Annotated in this window: 22 protein-coding genes; 1 reads left to right on the top strand and 21 read right to left on the bottom strand. The window is 56.2% G+C overall.

Features of this window, described 5'->3' with window-relative positions; genetic code table 11:
- Positions 1 to 146: 146 nt before the first annotated feature.
- The 7 genes from ACWPW2_RS07360 to hinT form a co-directional block, all read right to left on the bottom strand.
- Positions 147 to 1,451 carry an NAD(P)/FAD-dependent oxidoreductase gene (locus ACWPW2_RS07360; RefSeq protein WP_023481780.1) on the bottom strand — a complete coding sequence of 435 codons (1,305 nt, stop codon included), beginning with the start codon at positions 1,449 to 1,451 and terminating at the stop codon, positions 147 to 149.
- Between the two features lie 259 nt (positions 1,452 to 1,710).
- Positions 1,711 to 2,253: an alpha/beta hydrolase YcfP gene (ycfP, locus tag ACWPW2_RS07355; RefSeq protein ID WP_023481572.1), complete on the bottom strand. Its 543-nt coding sequence runs from the start codon at positions 2,251 to 2,253 to the stop codon at positions 1,711 to 1,713.
- Positions 2,254 to 2,288: 35 nt separating this feature from the next.
- Positions 2,289 to 3,314, bottom strand: a complete 1,026-nt coding sequence (gene nagZ, locus ACWPW2_RS07350; RefSeq protein ID WP_454122129.1) for a beta-N-acetylhexosaminidase — start codon at positions 3,312 to 3,314, stop codon at positions 2,289 to 2,291.
- 11 nt (positions 3,315 to 3,325) lie between these two features.
- The gene (thiK, locus tag ACWPW2_RS07345) at positions 3,326 to 4,141 is read right to left on the bottom strand and encodes a thiamine kinase (RefSeq protein ID WP_454122127.1); all 816 of its coding nucleotides are present in this window, start codon (positions 4,139 to 4,141) and stop codon (positions 3,326 to 3,328) included.
- Positions 4,122 to 4,775, bottom strand: a complete 654-nt coding sequence (gene lpoB / locus ACWPW2_RS07340; RefSeq protein ID WP_023481498.1) for a penicillin-binding protein activator LpoB — start codon at positions 4,773 to 4,775, stop codon at positions 4,122 to 4,124. The genes thiK and lpoB overlap by 20 nt, the downstream gene beginning before the upstream one ends.
- A 10-nt stretch (positions 4,776 to 4,785) precedes the next feature.
- Positions 4,786 to 5,160 (bottom strand): YcfL family protein, encoded by a 375-nt coding sequence (locus ACWPW2_RS07335; protein ID WP_023481573.1) that lies wholly within the window; start codon positions 5,158 to 5,160, stop codon positions 4,786 to 4,788.
- Position 5,161: 1 nt separating this feature from the next.
- Positions 5,162 to 5,521: a purine nucleoside phosphoramidase gene (gene hinT / locus ACWPW2_RS07330; protein WP_023481409.1), complete on the bottom strand. Its 360-nt coding sequence runs from the start codon at positions 5,519 to 5,521 to the stop codon at positions 5,162 to 5,164.
- A gap of 329 nt (positions 5,522 to 5,850) precedes the next feature.
- Here hinT and fhuE point away from each other — a divergent pair, with 329 nt between their 5' ends.
- A complete protein-coding gene (gene fhuE, locus ACWPW2_RS07325) occupies positions 5,851 to 8,037 on the top strand; it encodes a ferric-rhodotorulic acid/ferric-coprogen receptor FhuE (RefSeq protein ID WP_454122124.1) in 2,187 nt (728 codons plus the stop codon).
- A gap of 186 nt (positions 8,038 to 8,223) precedes the next feature.
- On the opposite strand, the gene ptsG is transcribed toward fhuE, so the two are convergent.
- The 14 genes from ptsG to yceD form a co-directional block, all read right to left on the bottom strand.
- On the bottom strand, positions 8,224 to 9,657 hold the full coding sequence (ptsG, locus tag ACWPW2_RS07320; RefSeq protein WP_023481473.1) for a PTS glucose transporter subunit IIBC: 1,434 nt from the start codon (positions 9,655 to 9,657) through the stop codon (positions 8,224 to 8,226).
- A gap of 298 nt (positions 9,658 to 9,955) precedes the next feature.
- Positions 9,956 to 10,750, bottom strand: coding sequence for a metal-dependent hydrolase (locus tag ACWPW2_RS07315; RefSeq protein WP_270220685.1), 795 nt, complete (start codon positions 10,748 to 10,750; stop codon positions 9,956 to 9,958).
- A 10-nt stretch (positions 10,751 to 10,760) separates the two neighbouring features.
- Complete coding sequence (holB, locus tag ACWPW2_RS07310) at positions 10,761 to 11,765, bottom strand: DNA polymerase III subunit delta' (protein ID WP_279791820.1); 1,005 nt, start codon at positions 11,763 to 11,765, stop codon at positions 10,761 to 10,763.
- Positions 11,762 to 12,403: a dTMP kinase gene (gene tmk, locus ACWPW2_RS07305; protein WP_454122121.1), complete on the bottom strand. Its 642-nt coding sequence runs from the start codon at positions 12,401 to 12,403 to the stop codon at positions 11,762 to 11,764. The genes holB and tmk overlap by 4 nt, the downstream gene beginning before the upstream one ends.
- Complete coding sequence (gene yceG, locus ACWPW2_RS07300) at positions 12,393 to 13,415, bottom strand: cell division protein YceG (RefSeq protein ID WP_454122119.1); 1,023 nt, start codon at positions 13,413 to 13,415, stop codon at positions 12,393 to 12,395. Before yceG ends, tmk begins: the two co-directional genes overlap by 11 nt.
- Complete coding sequence (pabC, locus tag ACWPW2_RS07295) at positions 13,412 to 14,227, bottom strand: aminodeoxychorismate lyase (RefSeq protein WP_454122116.1); 816 nt, start codon at positions 14,225 to 14,227, stop codon at positions 13,412 to 13,414. The genes yceG and pabC overlap by 4 nt, the downstream gene beginning before the upstream one ends.
- A gap of 112 nt (positions 14,228 to 14,339) precedes the next feature.
- Positions 14,340 to 15,581, bottom strand: coding sequence for a beta-ketoacyl-ACP synthase II (gene fabF / locus ACWPW2_RS07290; RefSeq protein WP_279791823.1), 1,242 nt, complete (start codon positions 15,579 to 15,581; stop codon positions 14,340 to 14,342).
- A 90-nt stretch (positions 15,582 to 15,671) separates the two neighbouring features.
- Entirely contained in the window at positions 15,672 to 15,908 is a 237-nt protein-coding gene (acpP, locus tag ACWPW2_RS07285; protein WP_000103754.1) for an acyl carrier protein, read from the bottom strand.
- A 154-nt stretch (positions 15,909 to 16,062) separates the two neighbouring features.
- Positions 16,063 to 16,797, bottom strand: coding sequence for a 3-oxoacyl-ACP reductase FabG (gene fabG, locus ACWPW2_RS07280; protein ID WP_023481790.1), 735 nt, complete (start codon positions 16,795 to 16,797; stop codon positions 16,063 to 16,065).
- 12 nt (positions 16,798 to 16,809) lie between these two features.
- Positions 16,810 to 17,739 (bottom strand): ACP S-malonyltransferase, encoded by a 930-nt coding sequence (gene fabD, locus ACWPW2_RS07275; protein WP_023481388.1) that lies wholly within the window; start codon positions 17,737 to 17,739, stop codon positions 16,810 to 16,812.
- A 16-nt stretch (positions 17,740 to 17,755) separates the two neighbouring features.
- Positions 17,756 to 18,709 (bottom strand): beta-ketoacyl-ACP synthase III, encoded by a 954-nt coding sequence (locus ACWPW2_RS07270; protein WP_023481420.1) that lies wholly within the window; start codon positions 18,707 to 18,709, stop codon positions 17,756 to 17,758.
- 6 nt (positions 18,710 to 18,715) lie between these two features.
- Positions 18,716 to 19,804, bottom strand: a complete 1,089-nt coding sequence (gene plsX / locus ACWPW2_RS07265; RefSeq protein ID WP_454122113.1) for a phosphate acyltransferase PlsX — start codon at positions 19,802 to 19,804, stop codon at positions 18,716 to 18,718.
- A gap of 79 nt (positions 19,805 to 19,883) precedes the next feature.
- Positions 19,884 to 20,057, bottom strand: coding sequence for a 50S ribosomal protein L32 (gene rpmF, locus ACWPW2_RS07260; RefSeq protein WP_006819481.1), 174 nt, complete (start codon positions 20,055 to 20,057; stop codon positions 19,884 to 19,886).
- Positions 20,058 to 20,073: 16 nt separating this feature from the next.
- Positions 20,074 to 20,595, bottom strand: a complete 522-nt coding sequence (gene yceD / locus ACWPW2_RS07255; RefSeq protein WP_023481686.1) for a 23S rRNA accumulation protein YceD — start codon at positions 20,593 to 20,595, stop codon at positions 20,074 to 20,076.
- Positions 20,596 to 20,710 lie beyond the last annotated feature (115 nt).

Below are 20,710 nucleotides of genomic sequence, written 5' to 3'. Positions count from 1 at the left end.
GCAAGAGGGCAGCCAATCAGAAATCGCGCAAAAATAGGGGTTCGGCAGGTGAAAGCGGAGTTATTCAGAGTTGTCCGAGCGCTAAAGGCACATCAGGCAGAGGGATATGCTGCTCCCGCGCCAAATGGCGGAGAGCAGCAGAAGGATCAGTGGAGCTTGAGGCGCGGGCGGATCACGCGGTTGATACTGCCCACCACCATCATCAGCCCGGTTTTAAAGTAGCCGTGCAGCGCCACCTGGTGCATACGGTAGAGCGAGATATAGACGAAGCGCGCAATACGCCCTTCTACCATCATCGAGCCGCGCATCAGGTTACCCATCAGGCTACCGACCGTGGAGAAGTTGGAGAGCGACACCAGCGAGCCGTGATCTTTATAGACATAATCTTTCAGCGATTTGCCTTTCATCTGCGCGAGGATGTTATGCAGCGCAAGGCTTGCCATCTGGTGCGCAGCCTGGGCGCGCGGCGGCACAAAACCACCTTCCGGACGCGCGCAGGAGGCGCAGTCGCCAATCGCGTAGATATCCGGGTCGCGCGTGGTTTGCAGCGTCTGCTCCACCACCAGCTGATTGATGCGGTTCGTCTCCAGGCCGCCAATCTCTTTCATAAAGTCCGGCGCTTTGATGCCTGCGGCCCACACCATCAGATCGGCCTGAATATACTCACCCTCTTTGGTATGCAGACCGCCCTCATCGGCGCTGGTGACCATTGTCTGCGTGAGGACACGCACGCCCATTTTGGTCAGCTCATTGTGCGCAGCGCCCGAAATACGCGGCGGCAGCGCAGGCAGAATACGCTCGCCCGCTTCCACCAGCGTTACGTTCAGCGCCTCGTTAGTCAGCCCTTTATAGCCGTAGCTGTGCAGCTGTTTAACCGCGTTATGCAGTTCAGCTGACAGCTCGACGCCCGTTGCCCCGCCGCCGACAATAGCGATATTCACTTTGCCGTTTGCGCCAAGGTTGGCAGAGTATTTCAGGAACAGGTTGAGCATCTCCTGATGGAAACGACGCGCCTGGTGCGGGTTGTCGAGGAAGATGCAGTGCTCTTTCACGCCCGGGGTGTTGAAGTCGTTAGAGGTGCTGCCCAGCGCCATTACCAGCGTGTCATACGCCAGCTTGCGCTCCGGCACCAGCAGATCGCCCTTCTCGTCACGCAGTTCAGCCAGCGTCAGCGTTTTGCTTTCGCGGTTAATATCGATAACGGAACCAAGCTGGAACTGGAAATGGTGATTACGCGCGTGCGCCAGATAGCTCAGGGCATCGACGCCTTCATCGAGGGAGCCGGTCGCCACTTCATGTAGCAGGGGCTTCCATAAATGGCTGTGATTGCGATCCACCAGGGTGATTTTCGCTTTTTTACCGCGCCCCAGCTTCTTGCCTAACTGCGTTGCCAGCTCAAGCCCGCCAGCACCACCGCCTACAATCACGATTTTTTTCAATGGTGTAGTCAAAGTGACCCCCTAAAATATTAACCAATTGTTAACTAAAAGTTATAAAAATAGCCCTTAATTAACAATGGTTTAAGCGCTGGCAACCAGGAATTGACCACGAGAATATCACGAACGGTTCAATGGTCATACCAAAATTGATGTACATCAAGTTTTGCTGCCGCAAAGATGAGCAAGTGTAGACGTACCCGCACAAATTACGCGCTAAAGAGGTGAAAAAAGGGAAGCTGCGGCAGGGGGAAACCTGCCGCAAAGAGAGGAATTAACCGAGGGTTTTGAAGGCTTTAATGCGCTGCAGATGCGGTGAGATATTTTTGAATTTATGGGACTGCTCTTCGTCCCAGACAATCTCGTAATAGTGGTGCAGCTCATTTGAAGTGCGCTGGCTGTCCAGCGCTTCATCCTGACGCGAGAGGATCACCAGGCAGCGGTCGCGGTTCTTTTCACGAAAGTTGGCGACGCACTTGGTGGCAATATCCCGGTACTCTTCCGGCCGGTCGATCTTTCCTTCCATATTTTCATAAGGAAAGAGATTGGGGTTGAAGATCACCTGGCGGATATCGCAGAGAAAACCGATGCGCTCCGCCCAGTAACCGCCCAGACCGACGCCGCAGATCAGCGGGCGTTCATCGACGTTGAGCTGCAGCATTTTATCCACCTCTTTGAGCAGATGCTGCATATCATGTTTTGGATGCCGCGTGCTGTAGCTAATCAGCCGGACATCGGGATCGATAAACTGCAGTTGCAGCACCTTTTCGTGGTTGCCGGGGCTGTTCGAGTCAAAACCGTGTAAATAGATAATCATGGTATCCTCACCACTTCGACGGTTTGTCCGCAGGGTTAATGCGCAGCTTTATGCGCCAGCCAGCGTTCGTGCAGCTGTTCCAGCTCGTTGTGAGCCGTCTTCCAGCGCGCTGAACTCATCAACTCCTGACGAGAAAATGAACCTTTATGATACAAATGTGTAACACGCTCTGCATTGATCGGTGACAGGTTATCCAGTACCTCAACGGCACCTTTACGATTATTACAGACCAGGATCATATCGCAACCGGCATCCAGCGATGCCTGCCCGCGTTCAGCGTAACTGCCCATGATCGCTGCCCCCTCCATCGACAGATCGTCGGAAAAAATTACGCCGTCGTAACCCAGCTCACCGCGCAGCACGGTTTTCAGCCACCAGGGTGAGCCGCTGGCCGGACGCGGATCGGCATCGGTGTAGATCACATGCGCCGGCATAATGGCATCCAGCTTGCTCTGCTCAATCAGCGTCTTAAAAATAGACATATCTTTCGCGCGGATCTCCGCCAATGGGCGCGGATCGAACGGCGTCTCTTTGTGCGAGTCTGCGGTTACCGCGCCGTGGCCCGGGAAGTGTTTGCCGGTGCTTTTCATGCCTGCGCTGTGCATGCCATCAATCACGCGGGTGGCCAGCGTTAACGCTTTCTGCACATCCGCATGGTATGAACGCTCGCCAATCGCCGCGCTGATATGCCCGACATCAAGCACCGGCGCAAAGCTGATATCAATATCCATGGCGATCATTTCGCTCGCCATCAGCCAGCCCGCCTCCTGCGCCAGTCGACCCCCCTCTTCCATGCCAAGTAGCGCCGCGAAAGATTGCGCCGCCGGCAGGCGGGTAAAGCCGTCGCGAAAACGCTGCACGCGCCCGCCCTCCTGATCGACCGCCACCACCAGCCGGTGGTGGGAAGCCGCGCGGATTTGGCGCACCAGCTCACGCAGCTGCTCGGGATCGTGATAATTCCGGGTAAAGAGGATCAAGCCGCCAACCAGCGGATGCGCCAGAATCTCGCGCTCCTCCGCATCCAGTTCGTACCCTTCAACATCCAACATCACTGGACCCACACTTACCTCTCTTATCCTTCAGACTGAAGCTGACGCCATATTTCATTCGCCAGCATAATAAATTGTTGATCGCCGGTCTGCTGCCAGCGGCGTTCATACCAGCCGACCATCAGCATTAACACCCACGGCCGCCAGCGCTTAACTTGCCGCCAGAGCAGAGGCGGATCGATATTCGCCTGACTGGCATAGTGCGCGGCAATTTCAGCGCGCTGCGCCTCGCTTTCGCACCAGATCCCCGCCAGCTCGAGCGCCACATCGCCATCGCCGGCATACTCCCAGTCGATAAGCCGTAGCCCCTTCTCGCCGTGCACAATATTCCCGGCGTGAACATCCATATGCAGCGGCGCAAGGCGCAGCGGCAGTGGTTCACGCTGACGCCGCAGCCGTTTTAGCTGACGCAGCCAGAAGGGCGTGCGCCGTGCGGGCGCGCAGCACTGCCAGTCGCGCTCCAGCAGCGGCAGCAGCGTAATGCGCCAGCCGAAGCGTTTTTGCCGGTGCAGATCATACAGCAATCTCGCCAGCGCGTCGGCCTGCGGCAGCGCGGTGTCAATGGTGCCGGGAATATAGTCGATTGCCATCCAGCCCGCCGCGAAAAAAAGCGGCTGCGGCGCAATAGTGGCAGGAAGATGGCGCAACAGACGATACTGGCGCAGAAAGGATGCAGGCGCGGCCTGATGCTGCTGGCGAAGCACCAGCGTCCGCTGCCCGTCGCTTATCAGACAGCTCCCGCCGCTCAGCCCAACTTGCTGGCTGGCGACGGGAGCATAGTGCGGAAAGTAGCGTGACAGGATGGCGTCACGCGTCAGATTACTGCTGCTGAACGGCACCTTTACCTGACCAGATAATCTCGCCGGTCTGCACCAGCATTAACTGCATTTGCAGCGAAGGTGCATTGGCATTGCCGGTTGCGTTGGAGTAGAGCACATACTGTGCGCCGACGTTGCGCGCGATGCCCATCGCTTTGCTGCGCGAGCCAAGGCTGTCCTGCGGCGACAGGCCGAGCTGCTGCTTGGCAACTGCTAGCTGTTGGGCGGTAATCAGCGTGAACTTGCCGTTGTTTGCGAGCGCGTTGCGTACCACTTCCGTGGCTTCACCGGTGTTAATCGAGCCGTTAGTGCGGTTGTTTACGCTGTCCACCAGCAGAACGCTGCCGGCATTCGCGCCGCTGGCCTGCAACATTTTGCCCACCATCGGCTGTACTGCGCCGTTCCAGTCGTAATGACGCTCGCGCGGCGTTGGCTGGCCGTTCTGATCCGGATGTTCAATCGGGCCCGGCTGCTGCGGCAGCGTTGGCACGGAAGGCACGCCAGGAATCGGCTGCTGCGGCTGCTGAGGTTGCGCCGGTTGCGTCGCGCCACCGCCTGCCTGCTCAACCGGAGCCGGTTGCTGGTCGGTGATACAGCCTGCAAGCAGCATGGCAAGGGTAGTCAGTAACGCGTAGCGTCCAATGGTCTTAATCAAGTGTCACCTCTTAGAGATAGAGATAGAGTCTGACGCTGTGCGCGCCGAGATAGTTAGCGCTGCCGTAGAGAGTCATGGTGGCATTACCGGGAACCGTTACGCTGCGCGGCGCTTCCAGCGGGTGCATCTCCAGACCTCTGGCGTCATACCAGTAAAAGCGATAGTGCAGCGTGACGGGCTGCTGGCGTTCGTTATAGATCTTTGAGGAGGCAGAAGGCTGAAGCGCCTCCCGGCTCATGGTCGGCGGCTGCGCGATGATGCCTGCGGCGAGGATGGAGGACTCCATCACCAGCGTTTGATCGCTGGCGACCGGGATCGCGGGCCGGGAGCCGCAGCCGACAAGCGCTAACGCCGTCAGCAGTAACGCAACACGCGCGACGCTCATCTTAAAGACCTTTATGAGCCAGCATCGGCCCCAGCACGCGCCCGCCCAGCAGGTGCATATGAATATGGTAAACCTCCTGCCCGCCGTGACGGTTACAGTTCATGATCAGGCGATAGCCATCTTCGGCAATCCCTTCATCACGGGCGATTTTCGCGGCAACGGTCATCATACGCCCCAGCGCCTGCTCGTGGGCCTGGGTTACATCGTTGACGGTTGGGATAAGCAGGTTCGGCACGATCAGCACATGTGTCGGCGCTTGCGGGGAGATATCGCGAAAGGCGGTAACCAGTTCGTCCTGATAAACGATGTCCGCCGGAATTTCGCGACGAATGATTTTGCTGAAAATGGTCTCTTCGGCCATGACGTTTTCCTTTTCTGAGTGCGGGCCAGGCCCGCCGTCGTCGTCAATTATGTGCCCTAGAGTATGATCGAGATTCTCTTGTTCTTTCAACTATAACGCTGTTTTTCTTTCCCCTTTTACGCCTGGCCTGATTGTGGCAGGCGCAGACGCTGGCTGGCGCAGATGAAATCGCATTTCATAATCGATAATTACATCTGTTTACACCAGTTAAGTGAATGCGTATATTTCGCATTTGCATTTCCATGCGCGCCTTGCGCTGATGCATTTACTTCCCGCAGCCAGCAACGTATTGGCTGCGGGTTCTGCTCACACACCATTAAGGGTTCATCATGTCTTTCCCGCAGAATGGCCGCTTCGGCGCTCGCGCCTGTACGGCCGCCCCTTCCCTGCTGGCTGTTGCCATTGCCTTTGCGCTCACCCCGGCCACCGCGTTTGCCGCCGGCAGTGAAGAGACGGTGGTAGTTGAAGGAACCAGTGCTGCCGACACCCGTGCCCTGACCGAACAGGATTACAATACGCAGACCACTGCGGCAGGCACCAAAATGACGCTGGTGCAGCGCGATATTCCTCAATCTATCAGCATTACTACCCAACAGCGGATGAAGGATCAGCAGCTGGAAACCCTCGGCGACGTGCTGAAAAACACCACGGGTGTGTTCGAGAGCGCGGCAGACTCCGATCGCAGCACCTACTATTCGCGCGGATTCCTGATTGATAACTATATGGTCGATGGCATCCCGACTATTTTTGAAACCCGCTGGAACCTGGGTGATGCCCTTTCCGATACCGCCATGTATGAGCGTATTGAAGTGGTACGCGGCGCAACCGGGCTGATGACCGGAGCGGGCAACCCTTCCGCCTCGGTAAATATGGTGCGCAAGCACGCCGACAGCCGCGAATTTACCTCAAACGTTTCGGCCGAGTATGGCAGCTGGAATAAACAGCGTTACGTGGCGGACGTCTCCACGCCGCTGACGGAAGATGGCAGGATCCGTGGCCGTGCGGTGGCCGGTTACCAGCATAACGACAGCTGGCTTGACCGCTACAGCCAGGAGAAGAAGTTCTTCTACGGCGTGCTGGATGTCGATCTGACCGCGTCGACCGCTTTCTCCGTTGGCTATGACTACCAGGAGACCGACGTTGATAGCCCAACGTGGGGCGGCTTGCCGCGCTGGTATACCGACGGCACAAAAACCCACCCAAGCCGCAGCGACAGCACCGCGCCGGATTGGGCCTACAACAATAAAGTCTCAAAACGCACCTTCGCCACCCTGAAACAGAGCCTCGGCAGCGACTGGCTGCTGACGGTGAACGGTACCCATACCGAGACGCAGCTCGACAGTAAAGCGCTCTATGTTGACGGCACCGTCGATAAAACCACCGGACTAATGGTTAGCCCCTACGGTGCTTCCTATCCCTATGTCGGCGGCACCGGATATAACACCGGTATGCGCAAAGTTGATGCGCTGGATACCTTTGCTAACGGCTCGTATGAGCTATTTGGCCGCCAGCATGAGCTGATGGTCGGCGGCAATCTGAGTAAGCAAAATAACCGCTACTTTAGCTCGTGGGAGAATATCCTCGATACGTCGCTCGGTAACTACAGCAACTTCAACGGCAACTACCCGGAAACCCAGTGGGCACCGCTGAGCCTGGCGCAGGAAGATACTATCCGTCAGCAGTCAGCCTACCTCGCGACGCGTATCTCCCTTGCCGATCCGCTGCACCTGATTGCAGGCGCGCGTTATACCAAATACAAGCTTGAGACGCTGACGCAGGATCTGGAGAAGAACAACCTCTCACCTTATGCGGGCCTGATCTTTGACATCAACGATACCTGGTCGACCTATGCCAGCTACACCTCCATCTTTAAACCGCAGGAGTATCGCGACGCGCAGGGGAAATATCTCTCGCCGGTCACCGGGAAAAACTACGAGCTGGGCGTGAAATCTGACTGGATGAACAGCCGCCTGACCGCTTCGCTTGCAGTGTTCCGTATCGAGCAGGATAACCTGGGTCAGACGACCGGCGGCGTGGTGCCGGGCACCAGCGGCGAAAGCGCGTATGAAGCGGTTGATGGCGCAGTGAGTAAAGGCGTTGAACTGGAAATTAACGGTGCGCTGACGGACAACTGGCAGATGACTTTCGGTGCCACGCGCTATGTCGCCGATGATAAAGATGGCAATGCGGTGAACCCGAACCTGCCGCGTACGTCGATCAAAACCTTCACCAGCTATCGCCTGCCGATGCTGCAGGAGTTAACCGTCGGCGGCGGCGTTAACTGGCAGAACAGCACCTGGGCGAATGTCAGCACCGCCAACGGCAATTTCCGCTCTGAACAGGGCAGCTATGCGCTGGTCGATCTGTTTGCCCGTTATCAGGTCACTAAGCAGCTCTCGGTGCAGGCGAATATCGATAACCTGTTCGATAAGAAATATGACACCAACGTCGACAGCCGCTCCTATGTGTTCGGCGAGCCGCGTAACTTCTCGGTAAGCGCCAATTACCGCTTCTGATATCGCATCAGTCAACATAAAGGAGCCTGCGGGCTCCTTTTTTTGGGCCACCTGTAGGCCGGATAAGGCAACGCCGCCATCCGGCAAAACCGCAATGCCGGATGGCGCTAACGCTTATCCGGCCTACAAATGCAGGGCAATAAAAAAGGGAGCCATCAGGCTCCCTCAGTCTCCCCAGACTATGGCTTAGCTGTTGCGGATGTACTCATCCATCTCGGTTTTCAGGTTATCGGATTTAGTACCGAAAATTGCCTGAACGCCGGAACCGGCAACAACCACACCCGCAGCGCCCAGTTTCTTCAGGCCAGCCTGATCCACTTTCGCTACGTCAGCCACGCTGACACGCAGACGCGTGATACACGCATCGAGGTTGGTGATGTTCTCTTTGCCGCCAAACGCGGAAACCAGAGCCGGAGCCATTTCGCTGGTGACGCCAGCTTTGCTCTCTTCGGTAGTCTCTTCACGACCCGGGGTCTTCAGATCCAGCGCTTTAATCAGCACACGGAAGACGGTGTAGTAAACCACCGCGTAGCAGATACCGATGATCGGGAACAGCCACAGTTTACTGCTGTTGCCGCTCAGCACGACAAAGTCGATCAGACCGTGGGAGAACGACGTACCGTCACGCATACCCAGCAGGATACAGATCGGGAAGGCCAGGCCTGCCAGAATCGCATGGATAACGTACAGGATCGGCGCCACGAACATAAAGGAGAACTCGATCGGCTCGGTGATACCGGTCAGGAACGAGGTCAGCGCGGCGGAGATCATGATACCGCCCACTTTCGCGCGGTTTTCCGGTTTCGCAGAGTGCCAGATAGCAATCGCGGCAGCCGGCAGACCGTACATTTTGAACAGGAAGCCACCGGAGAGTTTACCAGCGGTCGGGTCACCTGCCATGTAGCGCGGGATATCGCCGTGGAATACCTGGCCTGCGGCGTTGGTGAATTCACCAATCTGCATCTGGAAAGGTACGTTCCAGATATGGTGCAGACCAAACGGCACCAGGCAACGCTCGATGAAGCCATAGATACCGAACGCGACAACCGGGTTCTGATAAGCAGCCCACTGAGAGAAGGTCTGGATAGCAGTACCGATCGGCGGCCAAATAAAGGAGAGGATCACGCCGGTGAAGATTGCTGCCAGACCAGAGATGATCGGCACAAAGCGTTTACCCGCGAAGAAGCCCAGATACTCAGGCAGCTTGATACGGTAGAAGCGGTTAAACATATACGCTGCGATCGCACCAGAGATGATACCGCCGAGTACACCGGTGTCTGCCAGGTGTTTCGCCGCGATCTCTTCAGCAGGTAAATGCAGAACCAGCGGCGCAACCACCGCCATGGTTTTAACCATAATGCCGTAGGCGACAACGGCGGCAAGCGCTGAAACGCCGTCGTTATTGGTGAAGCCAAGGGCCACACCGATCGCGAAGATCAGCGGCATGTTGGCGAAAACGGAACCGCCCGCTTCGGCCATAACATGGGAAACCACTTCTGGCAGCCAGCTGAAGTTTGCAGAACCGACGCCCAGCAGGATACCTGCGATAGGCAGTACGGATACTGGCAGCATCAGCGATTTACCGACCTTCTGCAGGTTAGCAAATGCATTCTTAAACATAATTGAGAGTGCTCCTGAGTATTAGTGCTTTTTTCTACGCTTTCGCGCATTGGCACGGGGGGAGAACCGCGCCGTGGGAAGGGCATCTAAGCGCCCTTTATTTATTACACAGAGTAAAATAAATCGTTTCAGGTTTGTTTGACCGCTATCACGTTTCAGCCAGCGCTAATAAGAAAAGTCACATTGGCTTACATTTACCGCTCTGTTTAGGTCAAATTGTAACCTTCACCGCCCATTTTATGGCGGTGAACTTTACTCTTATCGGGTATTAATTACGAGTACTAAAATAAGCTGCTTTTCATGCTATGTGCAGACGCGACGGGGCAATATGGAACAGGCGGGCAAAGTTTTGCGTCGTCTGTTGGGCAAGCTCTTCAATGGAGACGCCCTTCAGCACCGCCATATACTCTGCAACATCGCGCGTCATGGCAGGCTGGTTCTCTTTCCCGCGGTGCGGCACCGGTGCCAGATAAGGCGAATCGGTCTCCACCAGCAGGCGATCGAGCGGCACATAGCGCGCGGCGTCGCGTAACTGCTCGGCGTTACGGAAAGTGACGATGCCGGAAAAGGAGATATAAAAGCCCATATCCAGCAGCTTACCGGCCGTTTCACGATCTTCGGTAAAGCAGTGTAGTACGCCGCCGCAATCCTGCACCTTCTCTTCTTGTAAAATCGCCAGCGTATCGGCGCGCGCGTCACGCGTATGCACAATCACCGGTTTATTCAGCTCACGCCCAATGCGGATATGGTTGCGGAAGGACTCCTGCTGGCGCGGCTTGGTTTCCGGGGTATAGAAGTAGTCGAGGCCGGTTTCACCCATAGCCACCACACCCTCTTCTGCCGCCAGCTGGCGCAGGGTTTCCACCTCGTACTCTTCATCCTGATTAAGCGGATGTACGCCGCAGGAGAAGACCACATTCTCACGCTCGCCGACTAATTCACGCATTGACCGGTATCCAGGCAGCGTAGTGGCGACCGCGAGGCAGAACTTCACATCGCGCGCGGCGGCTTTCGCCAGCACATCGTCCACATCTTTATGCAGCGTTTCATAGTTAAGGCCATCAAGATGGCAGTGCGAGTCGACTAAAAACATAATGTCTCTCTTATAGATGGGATACAGGGAGCGTCACGCCGGAGTGCAGGTAACGCTCCACATTTAACAGTAAATCGGTCAGCAGCAGTTCACGGTTAACGCCAACAACGCTCAGCAACTGCTCGCGGCAGGTAAACAGCGCATGTAAAAGCGCATGCAGCGTGTCGCTGCGCCACTGGTGGGCAAAGCCCTGCACCAGCGCCGGAGCATCAACATTGGTAACAAGTGTTGCGCCTTGCTGCAGCTTCAGCGCATCAAGGATCAGTGAAGCGAGCCACTGCAGGCGCTCCGGGGCATTGTCATGATTAAGCGCGGGCAGCACTGCCAGCCAGTCACCGCCGGTAAGCGCTGCGTTTGCCGCCTCGCACAGCGCCTGGCGCTGCTTCCACTTATCATCCTGCAACAACATTTGGGCAGCGCCTGGCGAGCCGGCCGAGAGGCGCAGCGCGGTGAGAATCGCATCTTGTGACATTGTCACTTCACGCGAAAGCCACGTCGCGGCGTAATTCTCTGCGGGCGGCGCTAAGTGATGCATACGACAGCGGCTACGCAGAGTGGGCAGCAGCCGCACGGGCTCGCGGCAGGCGAGGAAAAACCATGTCTGCGCCGGCGGCTCTTCAAGCGTTTTGAGTAACGCGTTGGCGGCGGCGTCGCTGAGCTGTGCGGCATCCGGCAGACAGACGACTTTCGCGCCGCCGAGCCGGGCGTGCTCATACAACTTTTCGTTCACTTCACGCACCGCATCAATACCCAGCGTCGACTTCCCTTTCTCCGGCGCAAGCACGTAATAATCGGGGTGGGTACCCGCCTGCATTAATTCGCAGCCGCGACAGTGACCGCAGCTTTTATTTCCTTGCGGCGTCTGGCAGAGCAGCAGGCGGTTGATGGCGTAGATCAGCGCATCGTCGCCCATCCCTTCCAGGGCATGGATCAGTAACGCGTGGTGCCCGCGCCCGCTCTGATAACTGGCGACCAGTTGTTCAAAGTCCGGCCGTAGCCACGGATACCATTTCATGCGCCCTGCTCCTCCACCCATGCGCTGACGGTGCGGCGAATATCGGCTACAACCTCTTCCAGCGACTGGGTGGCATCAATGGTACGAATACTCGGATCCTGTTCCGCCAGTTCCAGATAGCGCGCACGTGTGCGGTTAAAGAAATCGAGTGACTCCTGCTCAATACGGTCAAGCTCGCCGCGCGCACGGGCGCGTTTAAGGCCCACTTCTGGCGTTACATCAAGATAAAGGGTTAAATCGGGGCGGAAATCGCCGAGCACCGCGTCGCGCAGCGTGGTGAGCAGAGTTTGGTCAATACCGCGTCCGCCGCCCTGGTAGGCCTGGGTGGAGAGATCGTGGCGATCGCCAATGACCCAGCTTCCGCGCGCCAGCGCGGGTTTGATAACCGTCTCCACCAGCTGAACGCGGGCGGCGTAAAACATCAGCACTTCGGCTTTATCGGTGATCACTTCATCCCCGACGGAGCGGATATCCAGCACCAGGCTGCGCAGTTTTTCCGCCAGCAGCGTGCCGCCCGGCTCGCGGGTAAACACCATGTCGCCAACGCCGAGCATTTTCAGCGTATCAACAATGACATCCCGCGCGGTGGTTTTGCCCGCGCCTTCCAGCCCTTCAATGACGATGTATTTACTGCCCATTTTTTTCCTTAAGTACTTTCAGGTACTCCTGCACCGATCGGTTATGACTGGCGAGATTGGTGTTAAACGTATGCCCGCCTTTACCGTCGGCAACAAAATAGAGATATGGCGTTTTTGCCGGATGCGCCGCGGCGTTGAGTGAGGCTTCACCCGGCGTGGCAATCGGTCCCGGCGGCAGGCCATTAATGACATAGGTGTTGTAATCCGTCGGTGCCTCCAGATCGGCGCGCGACAGCTTACCACTATATCGCGCCCCCATCCCGTAGATTACCGTCGGATCGGTCTGCAGACGCATCCCGATGCGCAGCCGGTTAATAAACACCGAGGCCACCCGGTCGCGCTCACCGGCGACGGCGGTCTCTTTCTCAATAATCGAGGCCATGGTAACCAGCTGATTTTCATCTTTATAGGGCAGACCTTCGGCGCGCCCTTCCCAGGCGCGGGCAACGGCCTGCACCATTTTTTGATGCGCACGTTTCAACAGCGCGACGTCGGTGGTATTGGCGGTGTACATCCACGTGTCAGGCCAGAACCACCCTTCGACCCACTCCGGGTGCGCCATTTTTATCGCCTGCGCTACGGTCGCGTAGTCATCATCTTTCAGCGTGTGTTTGATGTATGGCGCGTCGCGCAGCTGTTTCAGGTAATCGCTTAACCGCATCCCCTCAACGAAACGCAGCGGGAATTGCGCCTCTTTACCGCTCTCCAGCAGTTGCATCATCTCACGCACGGTCATATTGGGCGTGAAGCGGTAGGTCCCGGCTTTGAAGTGTGAGAGATCGGGCTCCAGGCGCAGTAACCACTGGAACACGCGCGGGCGATTAATCACCTTTTCGCGATAGAGCAGCTCGCCCAGCGTTGTGCGCCCGGTGCCTGCCGGCAAGGTGAAGATGGTTTCGTCTTTGATCAATATTTTGCTGTCCGCCAGCTGCCGCACCTTCCAGGCACCAGCGCCTGCGGCAATAACCAGTACTGCGAGCAGAATGAGTACAACGCCAAAGAGTTTTTTCATAATGGATTTATGCGCTCACAAAGAGGGGCTAAAAAATGGTACAGATCGCGCGCCTGCCACTGCCTGTCCGCCCACTGGCGAACCGGCACAACCGGCATCAGCGCGTTACAAATAATGGCTTCGTCTGCCAGTGCCAGCGCATCGAGCCCGGCGTTCACTTCGGCAACGTTAAACGCAGAAGATGCCAGCTGGCGCAGGCAGTATTGCCGCATAATGCCGTCAACGCCCGCCTGATCGAGCCTGGGGGTGAACACCGTTTTACCCTGCCGCCAGAAGATATTTCCCGCACTGCACTCGGTGATCCAACCGTCGCTGTCGAGCACCAGTGCGTCATCGGCGTCGGTTTTTTCAAGCCCGAGGCGAATAAGCACCTGCTCCAGCCGGTTAAGGTGTTTGATACCGGCAAGCGCAGGGTTGCGCCCCAGACGGATCTCACTAAGCGCAAGGGAGACGCCCTCCTGCTGCCAGCGCGCATAGTGCGCGGGCCGGGGTGCAAAGGAGACAATGCGCGTCGGCGCAGAACAGTTGGCCGGGCTGTAGCCACGCCCGCCCACGCCGCGCGTGATCACCGCTTTGATGACGCCTTCATCGTGCTCTTTCGCCAGCATGGTCATCTCCTGCTCAAGCGCAGACCATTCAGCAAAAGGGATCGCTAAGCGCTCGCACCCCTGATGCAGGCGCTGCTGGTGAGCGGCGGCAAACTGGATCTGCCCGTCGATAATGCGCGCGGTGGTAAAACAGCCGTCACCAAACTGCGTCGCCCGGTCATTGGCCGCAAGCGAGGCCTGCTCTGTGCCATTAATCAAGAACATAGCGACTCCTTGTATGCATAGGCAGACAGTTTGGCAGGATGAAAAGCCGAGGACAAGGGGGATAAATCAGAATAGAAAAGGCCCGCAAGCGGGCCTTTATACGGCAGGTTGATCACACTTTTTTGAAGATCAGCGAGCCGTTGGTACCACCGAAGCCGAAGGAGTTACACAGGGTGTACTCCAGACCGCTAACCTGACGCGCCTCATGCGGCACGAAATCAAGGTCGCAACCCTCATCCGGGTTATCGAGGTTGATGGTTGGCGGTACAGCCTGGTCGCGCAGTGCCAGGATGGAGTAGATAGATTCTACTGCACCCGCCGCACCGAGCAGGTGGCCGGTCATGGATTTGGTCGAGCTGACCATCACGCTGTAAGCTGCGTCGCCGAATACGGACTTCACTGCCTGCGCTTCGGCTTTATCGCCCGCAGGTGTTGAAGTGCCGTGTGCGTTTACGTAGCCAATCTGAGACGGCTCAATGCCCGCATCGCGAAGCGCATGAATCATCGCTTTCGCCGCACCCGCGCCGTTTTCCGGCGGAGAAGTCATGTGGTAAGCATCGCTGCTCATGCCAAAACCGATGATTTCAGCATAAATTTTCGCACCGCGCTTCTTCGCGTGTTCGTACTCTTCCAGCATGATGATGCCTGCGCCATCGCCGAGGACAAAACCATCACGGTCTTTATCCCACGGGCGGCTTGCGGCCTGCGGATTGTCGTTACGCGTGGAGAGAGCGCGCGCTGCGCCAAAACCACCGACGCCAAGCGGCGTACTCGCTTTTTCCGCACCACCTGCCAGCATCGCATCGGCATCGCCATAGGCAATGATACGTGCGGCGTGACCAATGTTATGCACGCCTGATGTACAGGCAGTCGCAATTGAAATGCTGGGGCCTTGCAGACCAAACATAATGGTCAAATGGCCAGCCACCATATTCACAATGGTCGATGGAACGAAGAACGGGCTGATTTTACGCGGCCCACCCTTAACGAGGGAGCTGTGGTTTTCTTCGATCAGTCCGAGACCACCAATGCCAGAACCAATAGCCGCGCCAATACGCGAGGCGTTTTCTTCTGTTACTTCCAGGCCGGAATCCTGCATGGCCTGAATACCAGCGACAATTCCATATTGAATGAAGTCGTCCATTTTGCGCTGTTCTTTGCGCGAAATGTAATCTTCACAGTTAAAATCCTTTACTAAGCCAGCAAATTTGGTTGCATAGGCGCTAGTATCGAAATGGTCGATCAGGCTGATGCCACTCTGACCGGCAAGGAGAGCTTTCCAGGTAGACTCTACGGTATTGCCGACAGGAGACAACATGCCAAGTCCGGTCACAACTACACGACGCTTAGACACGTTTGTCCTCCAGGGAGGGATAAAAAAAGAGATTCGTGAGATTGCTTAGATAAAACTCAGGCGGTCGAATGACCGCCTGGAGATGTTCACTTACGCCTGGTGGCCGTTGATGTAATCAATGGCAGCCTGAACGGTAGTGATCTTCTCAGCTTCTTCGTCCGGAATCTCAGTATCAAACTCTTCTTCCAGAGCCATTACCAGCTCAACGGTGTCAAGAGAATCAGCGCCCAGGTCCTCAACGAAGGAAGCATTGTTGGTAACTTCTTCCTGCTTAACGCCCAGCTGCTCGCCGATAATTTTCTTAACGCGTTCTTCGATAGTGCTCATACTCTTAAATTTCCTATCAAAACTCGCTTTCGCGATGGTTTTCGTAGTGTATAAAATGTTGAAAAATTTGCAACTAAATCCCGGCAGTTCGTACCACGATTTTACGCTATTTTGAGGCCTTTCACCCCAATAACGCAAATAAATTTCATCGTGGTCAAACCATATACATTCCGCCATTGACGTGCAGGGTTTCACCAGTGATGTAACCCGCCTCGTCAGAGGCTAAAAATGCAACCGCGCTGGCGATTTCCTGCGCACCGCCGAGACGGCCTGCAGGCACTTGCGCCAGAATACCCGCACGCTGATCGTCAGATAGCGCACGCGTCATGTCCGTTTCAATAAAACCCGGAGCAACAACGTTTACTGTAATACCGCGGGACGCAACTTCACGCGCCAGCGATTTACTAAAACCGATAAGACCCGCTTTCGCCGCAGCGTAGTTGGCCTGACCGGCATTTCCCATGGTACCAACCACAGAACCGATAGTGATAATACGCCCATGACGCTTTTTCATCATAGCTCGCATTACCGCTTTTGACAGACGGAAAACAGATGAAAGATTGGTCTCGATAATATCGTTCCACTCATCATCTTTCATACGCATTAGCAGATTGTCACGAGTAATCCCGGCGTTATTCACCAGAATATCGACCTCGCCAAACTCAGCGCGAATGTTTTCCAGCACAGATTCGATAGATGCAGGGTCGGTCACATTTAACTGCAGACCTTTACCGTTCGCACCCAGATAATCGCTGATTGCCTGCGCGCCACTTTCGCTGGTCGCAGTACCAATCACCTTCGCGCCGCGGGCGACGAGGGTTTCGGCGATTGCGCGGCCAATACCGCGGCTTGCACCGGTAACCAGCGCGATTTTTCCTTCAAAACTCATGGTCTTCCTCTTTTATTGCGCAAGTGCCTCTGACATGGCCGCCGGCTCGTTCAACGCCGAGGCTGTCAGGGTGTCAACAATACGTTTAGTCAGGCCGGTGAGGACTTTACCCGGGCCCACTTCATACAGGTGCTCAATGCCCTGCGACGCCATAAACTCAACGCTTTTGGTCCACTGAACCGGGCTGTAGAGCTGGCGCACCAGCGCATCGCGAATCGCTTCCGGTGTCGTTTCACACGCCACGTCGACGTTATTCACGACAGGGATCTGCGGCGCATTAAAAGTAATATTGCTGAGCTCAGCAGCCAGTTTCTCCGCCGCAGGTTTCATCAACGCGCAGTGGGAAGGAACGCTTACCGGCAGCGGCAGCGCACGTTTTGCACCAGCGGCTTTACAGGCAGCCCCTGCGCGCTCAACGGCTTCTTTATGACCCGCAATCACCACCTGACCCGGTGAGTTATAGTTTACCGGCGAGACGACCTGCCCTTCGGCAGCGGCTTCACACGCCTGTGCAATTGCGGCGTCATCAAGACCGATAATTGCGGACATCGCACCGGTACCTGCCGGAACGGCATCCTGCATAAACTTACCGCGCAGTTCAACCAGGCGAACCGCGTCAGCAAAGGCGATCACGCCCGCGCAAACCAGCGCAGAGTATTCGCCAAGGCTGTGACCCGCCATCAGCGCAGGGGCTTTGCCGCCCTGCTGCTGCCATACGCGCCACAGCGCGACGGAGGCCGTCAACAGTGCAGGCTGCGTCTGCCAGGTTTTATTCAGCTCTTCCGCCGGGCCTTGTTGAACCAGCGCCCAGAGATCGTAGCCCAGCACCGCTGAAGCTTCCTGGAAAGTCTCTTCGATAACCGGCCAGGTGGCTGCCATGTCGGCCAGCATGCCGACAGTCTGGGAGCCCTGTCCCGGAAACACAAATGCGAATTGCGTCATTTTTTTGTCCTTATACTCAGAAACGTACCAGCGCAGAGCCCCAGGTGAACCCGCCGCCAAAGGCTTCAAGCAGGATCAGCTGGCCAGCTTTGATGCGCCCGTCACGCACCGCTTCATCCAGTGCGCAAGGCACGGAGGCGGCAGACGTATTGCCATGACGATCGAGTGTAACCACCACATTATCCATCGACATGCCGAGTTTTTTCGCCGTCGCGCTGATAATACGCAGGTTCGCCTGATGCGGCACCAGCCAGTCCAGCTCGCTGCGCTCAAGGTTGTTGGCAGCCAACGTTTCGTCAACAATATGCGCCAGTTCGGTGACGGCAACTTTAAAGACTTCGTTACCCGCCATCGTTAAATAGGTCGGATTTTCCGGGTTTACGCGATCGAGGTTCGGCAGCGTCAGCAGTTCGCCATAGCTTCCGTCAGCGTGCATATGCGTGGAGATAATGCCCGGCTCCTCTGAAGCGCCCAGCACGGCAGCGCCCGCGGCGTCACCGAAGAGGATAATCGTACCGCGATCTTCTGGATCGAGCGTGCGCGCCAGCGCATCGGAGCCGATCACCAGCGCATGTTTTACCGCACCGGATTTAATGTACTGATCGGCAATGCTCAGGGCATAGGTAAAACCTGCGCAGGCGGCGGCAACGTCAAACGCCGGGCAGCCTTTAATTCCCAGCATATTCTGGATCTGGCAGGCAGCGCTTGGGAAAGCGTGGGTCGCTGAAGTGGTTGCGACAATGATTAAGCCAATCTGATCGTTATCGATGCCGGCCATCTCGAGCGCGCGTTTAGCGGCCTCAAAGCCCATAGTCGATACAGTCTCGTTTGCCGCAGCAATACGACGCTCACGGATACCCGTACGCGTGACAATCCACTCGTCGGAGGTATCGACCATTTTTTCTAAATCGGCGTTTGTTCGAACCTGTTCTGGCAGATAGCTGCCGGTACCAATAATCTTTGTATACATGTGCGCTCAGTCACTCTTGGATAATATACATACGTTCTTGCTTTCGTTGCCCAGTGCAGACGAAGCCGACGCGATGTACACAGATTCCAGGCGAGCGGCAATCCGCTGTGGGACTTGCCGCTGCACCGCCTGCACTGCCTGCTCAATCGCGACGCAAAACGCGCGCTGATTGGCTGCGCCGTGACTTTTAATCACTGTGCCGCGCAATCCTAACAGACAGGCACCATTATACTGGTCGGGGTTGAGGTGGCTGAATCGACTTATCAGACTTTTTTGTAACCAACGTTTGAGTAAGATGAGCCACCACGCCCTTTTTTTCCCTTCGCCCTGCGATTTCAGCAGCGAAAGAAACATTCTGACAACCCCTTCCATGGTTTTTAGCGTGACGTTTCCCGTGAAACCGTCACACACCAGCACATCCGTCTTGCCGGTTAATAATTCGTTCGCTTCCAGGTAACCAATGTAGTTGATGGATGGCGCTTCGCGTAACAACGCGGCAGCTTCGCGGATATTGTCATGGCCTTTGCTTTCCTCTTCACCAATATTGAGCAGAGCGACCCGCGGGTTGGCGATCTCCAGGATCTCCTCCGCCATGACGGCACCCATTACGGCGAATTGTGCCAGCATCGTGCTGTCGCAATCGACATTCGCACCCAGATCGAGCACCACGGTTCTGCCCTTTTGCTGATGCGGCAATACCGTCACCAGCGCCGGACGCTCAATACCGTCGAGGGGTTTAAGCAGCAGTTTCGCCAGCCCCATCAACGCCCCGGTATTACCTGCGCTGACGCAGGCCTGGGCGCGCCCCTCTTTCACCAGCTCCAGCGCGATACGCATTGACGTACCACGACTATTACGGATCGCCTGCGCCGCGCGCGCATCACTGGCAACAACTGACTGTGCAGGAACAACAAGCAGGCGAGAGCGCTGCTCGAAATCAGCTTTGGCAAGTAATGGCGTGATTGCGTCGGGATCACCGACTAACAGGAGAGTGAGTTGCGAATTAGAATTCAGTGCCTGCAAAGCTGCAGGCACTGTCACGGAGGGGCCAAAATCGCCCCCCATGACATCTAACGCCAGGGTTAGACGTGTCAAGGTATCGTCAGAGCCTGGTTCGGTTTATCCCCGCCTGAGCGGGGAAAGCCTCACTAAGCTTCATCACGCTTGCGCGTGATTACTTAGTGATAACCTTGCGACCGCGGTAGAAACCGTCAGCGGTCATGTGGTGACGCAGGTGGGTTTCACCAGAAGTTTTGTCTACAGACAGGCTGGTGACTGCGGTCAGCGCGTCATGGGAACGACGCATGCCACGTTTGGAACGGGTTGGTTTATTCTGTTGTACGGCCATGGACCTTACTCCTCAATTACTTACGCTTTAAGCTGGCTAATACGGCAAATGGATTGGGTTTTTGCGCTTCATCAGGCAATTCCCCAAAGACCATGTCCGCCTCGGACACTTCACAGTGTTCAGAATCATGCACCGGAACTACAGGCAAGGCGAGAATGATTTCATCCTCAACCAACGCCCGCAGATCGATTTCGCCGAATTCGTTAACCTCAATCGGCTCATACGCTTCCGGCAGTGCTTCAGCCTGTTCGTCTGAACGCACAGGACTAAAACAATACGTTGTGTAGACGTGATGGGTGAACGGTTTCCCGCAGCGCTGGCACTCGAGAGCTACCGTAACCTTCGCATCGCCGGTTAACACCGCCAGACGCTGATTATCGATAGCAAACGACATGGAGCACTCCACATCAGTTTCTACGCTGACAACAGAATCGGCGACGCGCTCGACCTGATCGAGAGTGTAGACACCCTCATAATCAAGGCGTTTTTGAGCGGTACGAACCGGATCAAGAGTCAGGGGTAATTTTACCTTTTGCATAGGGCGCGCATATTAACTTTGTAACGTCATAGAGTCAAAGAAAAAGGCAGCCTGCGGTTGCCTTTTGCCAATTATTCGCACACATTGCGGCCTACAGTTTAATTTGCCTCTCATC

This window comes from Kosakonia sp. Marseille-Q7440, from assembly GCF_965119485.1.
This window is presented reverse-complemented; position numbering and strand designations above follow the sequence as displayed.

Coding starts and splice junctions, on each gene's coding strand:
- ycfP (WP_023481572.1), bottom strand. CDS start 2,253: ATGATTATCTATTTACACGGTTTTGACTCGAACAGCCCCGGCAACCAC.
- ACWPW2_RS07335 (WP_023481573.1), bottom strand. CDS start 5,160: ATGAGCGTCGCGCGTGTTGCGTTACTGCTGACGGCGTTAGCGCTTGTC.
- hinT (WP_023481409.1), bottom strand. CDS start 5,521: ATGGCCGAAGAGACCATTTTCAGCAAAATCATTCGTCGCGAAATTCCG.
- fhuE (WP_454122124.1), top strand. CDS start 5,851: ATGTCTTTCCCGCAGAATGGCCGCTTCGGCGCTCGCGCCTGTACGGCC.
- ptsG (WP_023481473.1), bottom strand. CDS start 9,657: ATGTTTAAGAATGCATTTGCTAACCTGCAGAAGGTCGGTAAATCGCTG.
- ACWPW2_RS07315 (WP_270220685.1), bottom strand. CDS start 10,750: ATGTTTTTAGTCGACTCGCACTGCCATCTTGATGGCCTTAACTATGAA.
- holB (WP_279791820.1), bottom strand. CDS start 11,765: ATGAAATGGTATCCGTGGCTACGGCCGGACTTTGAACAACTGGTCGCC.
- tmk (WP_454122121.1), bottom strand. CDS start 12,403: ATGGGCAGTAAATACATCGTCATTGAAGGGCTGGAAGGCGCGGGCAAA.
- yceG (WP_454122119.1), bottom strand. CDS start 13,415: ATGAAAAAACTCTTTGGCGTTGTACTCATTCTGCTCGCAGTACTGGTT.
- pabC (WP_454122116.1), bottom strand. CDS start 14,227: ATGTTCTTGATTAATGGCACAGAGCAGGCCTCGCTTGCGGCCAATGAC.
- acpP (WP_000103754.1), bottom strand. CDS start 15,908: ATGAGCACTATCGAAGAACGCGTTAAGAAAATTATCGGCGAGCAGCTG.
- fabG (WP_023481790.1), bottom strand. CDS start 16,797: ATGAGTTTTGAAGGAAAAATCGCGCTGGTTACCGGTGCAAGCCGCGGT.
- fabD (WP_023481388.1), bottom strand. CDS start 17,739: ATGACGCAATTCGCATTTGTGTTTCCGGGACAGGGCTCCCAGACTGTC.
- ACWPW2_RS07270 (WP_023481420.1), bottom strand. CDS start 18,709: ATGTATACAAAGATTATTGGTACCGGCAGCTATCTGCCAGAACAGGTT.
- rpmF (WP_006819481.1), bottom strand. CDS start 20,057: ATGGCCGTACAACAGAATAAACCAACCCGTTCCAAACGTGGCATGCGT.
- yceD (WP_023481686.1), bottom strand. CDS start 20,595: ATGCAAAAGGTAAAATTACCCCTGACTCTTGATCCGGTTCGTACCGCT.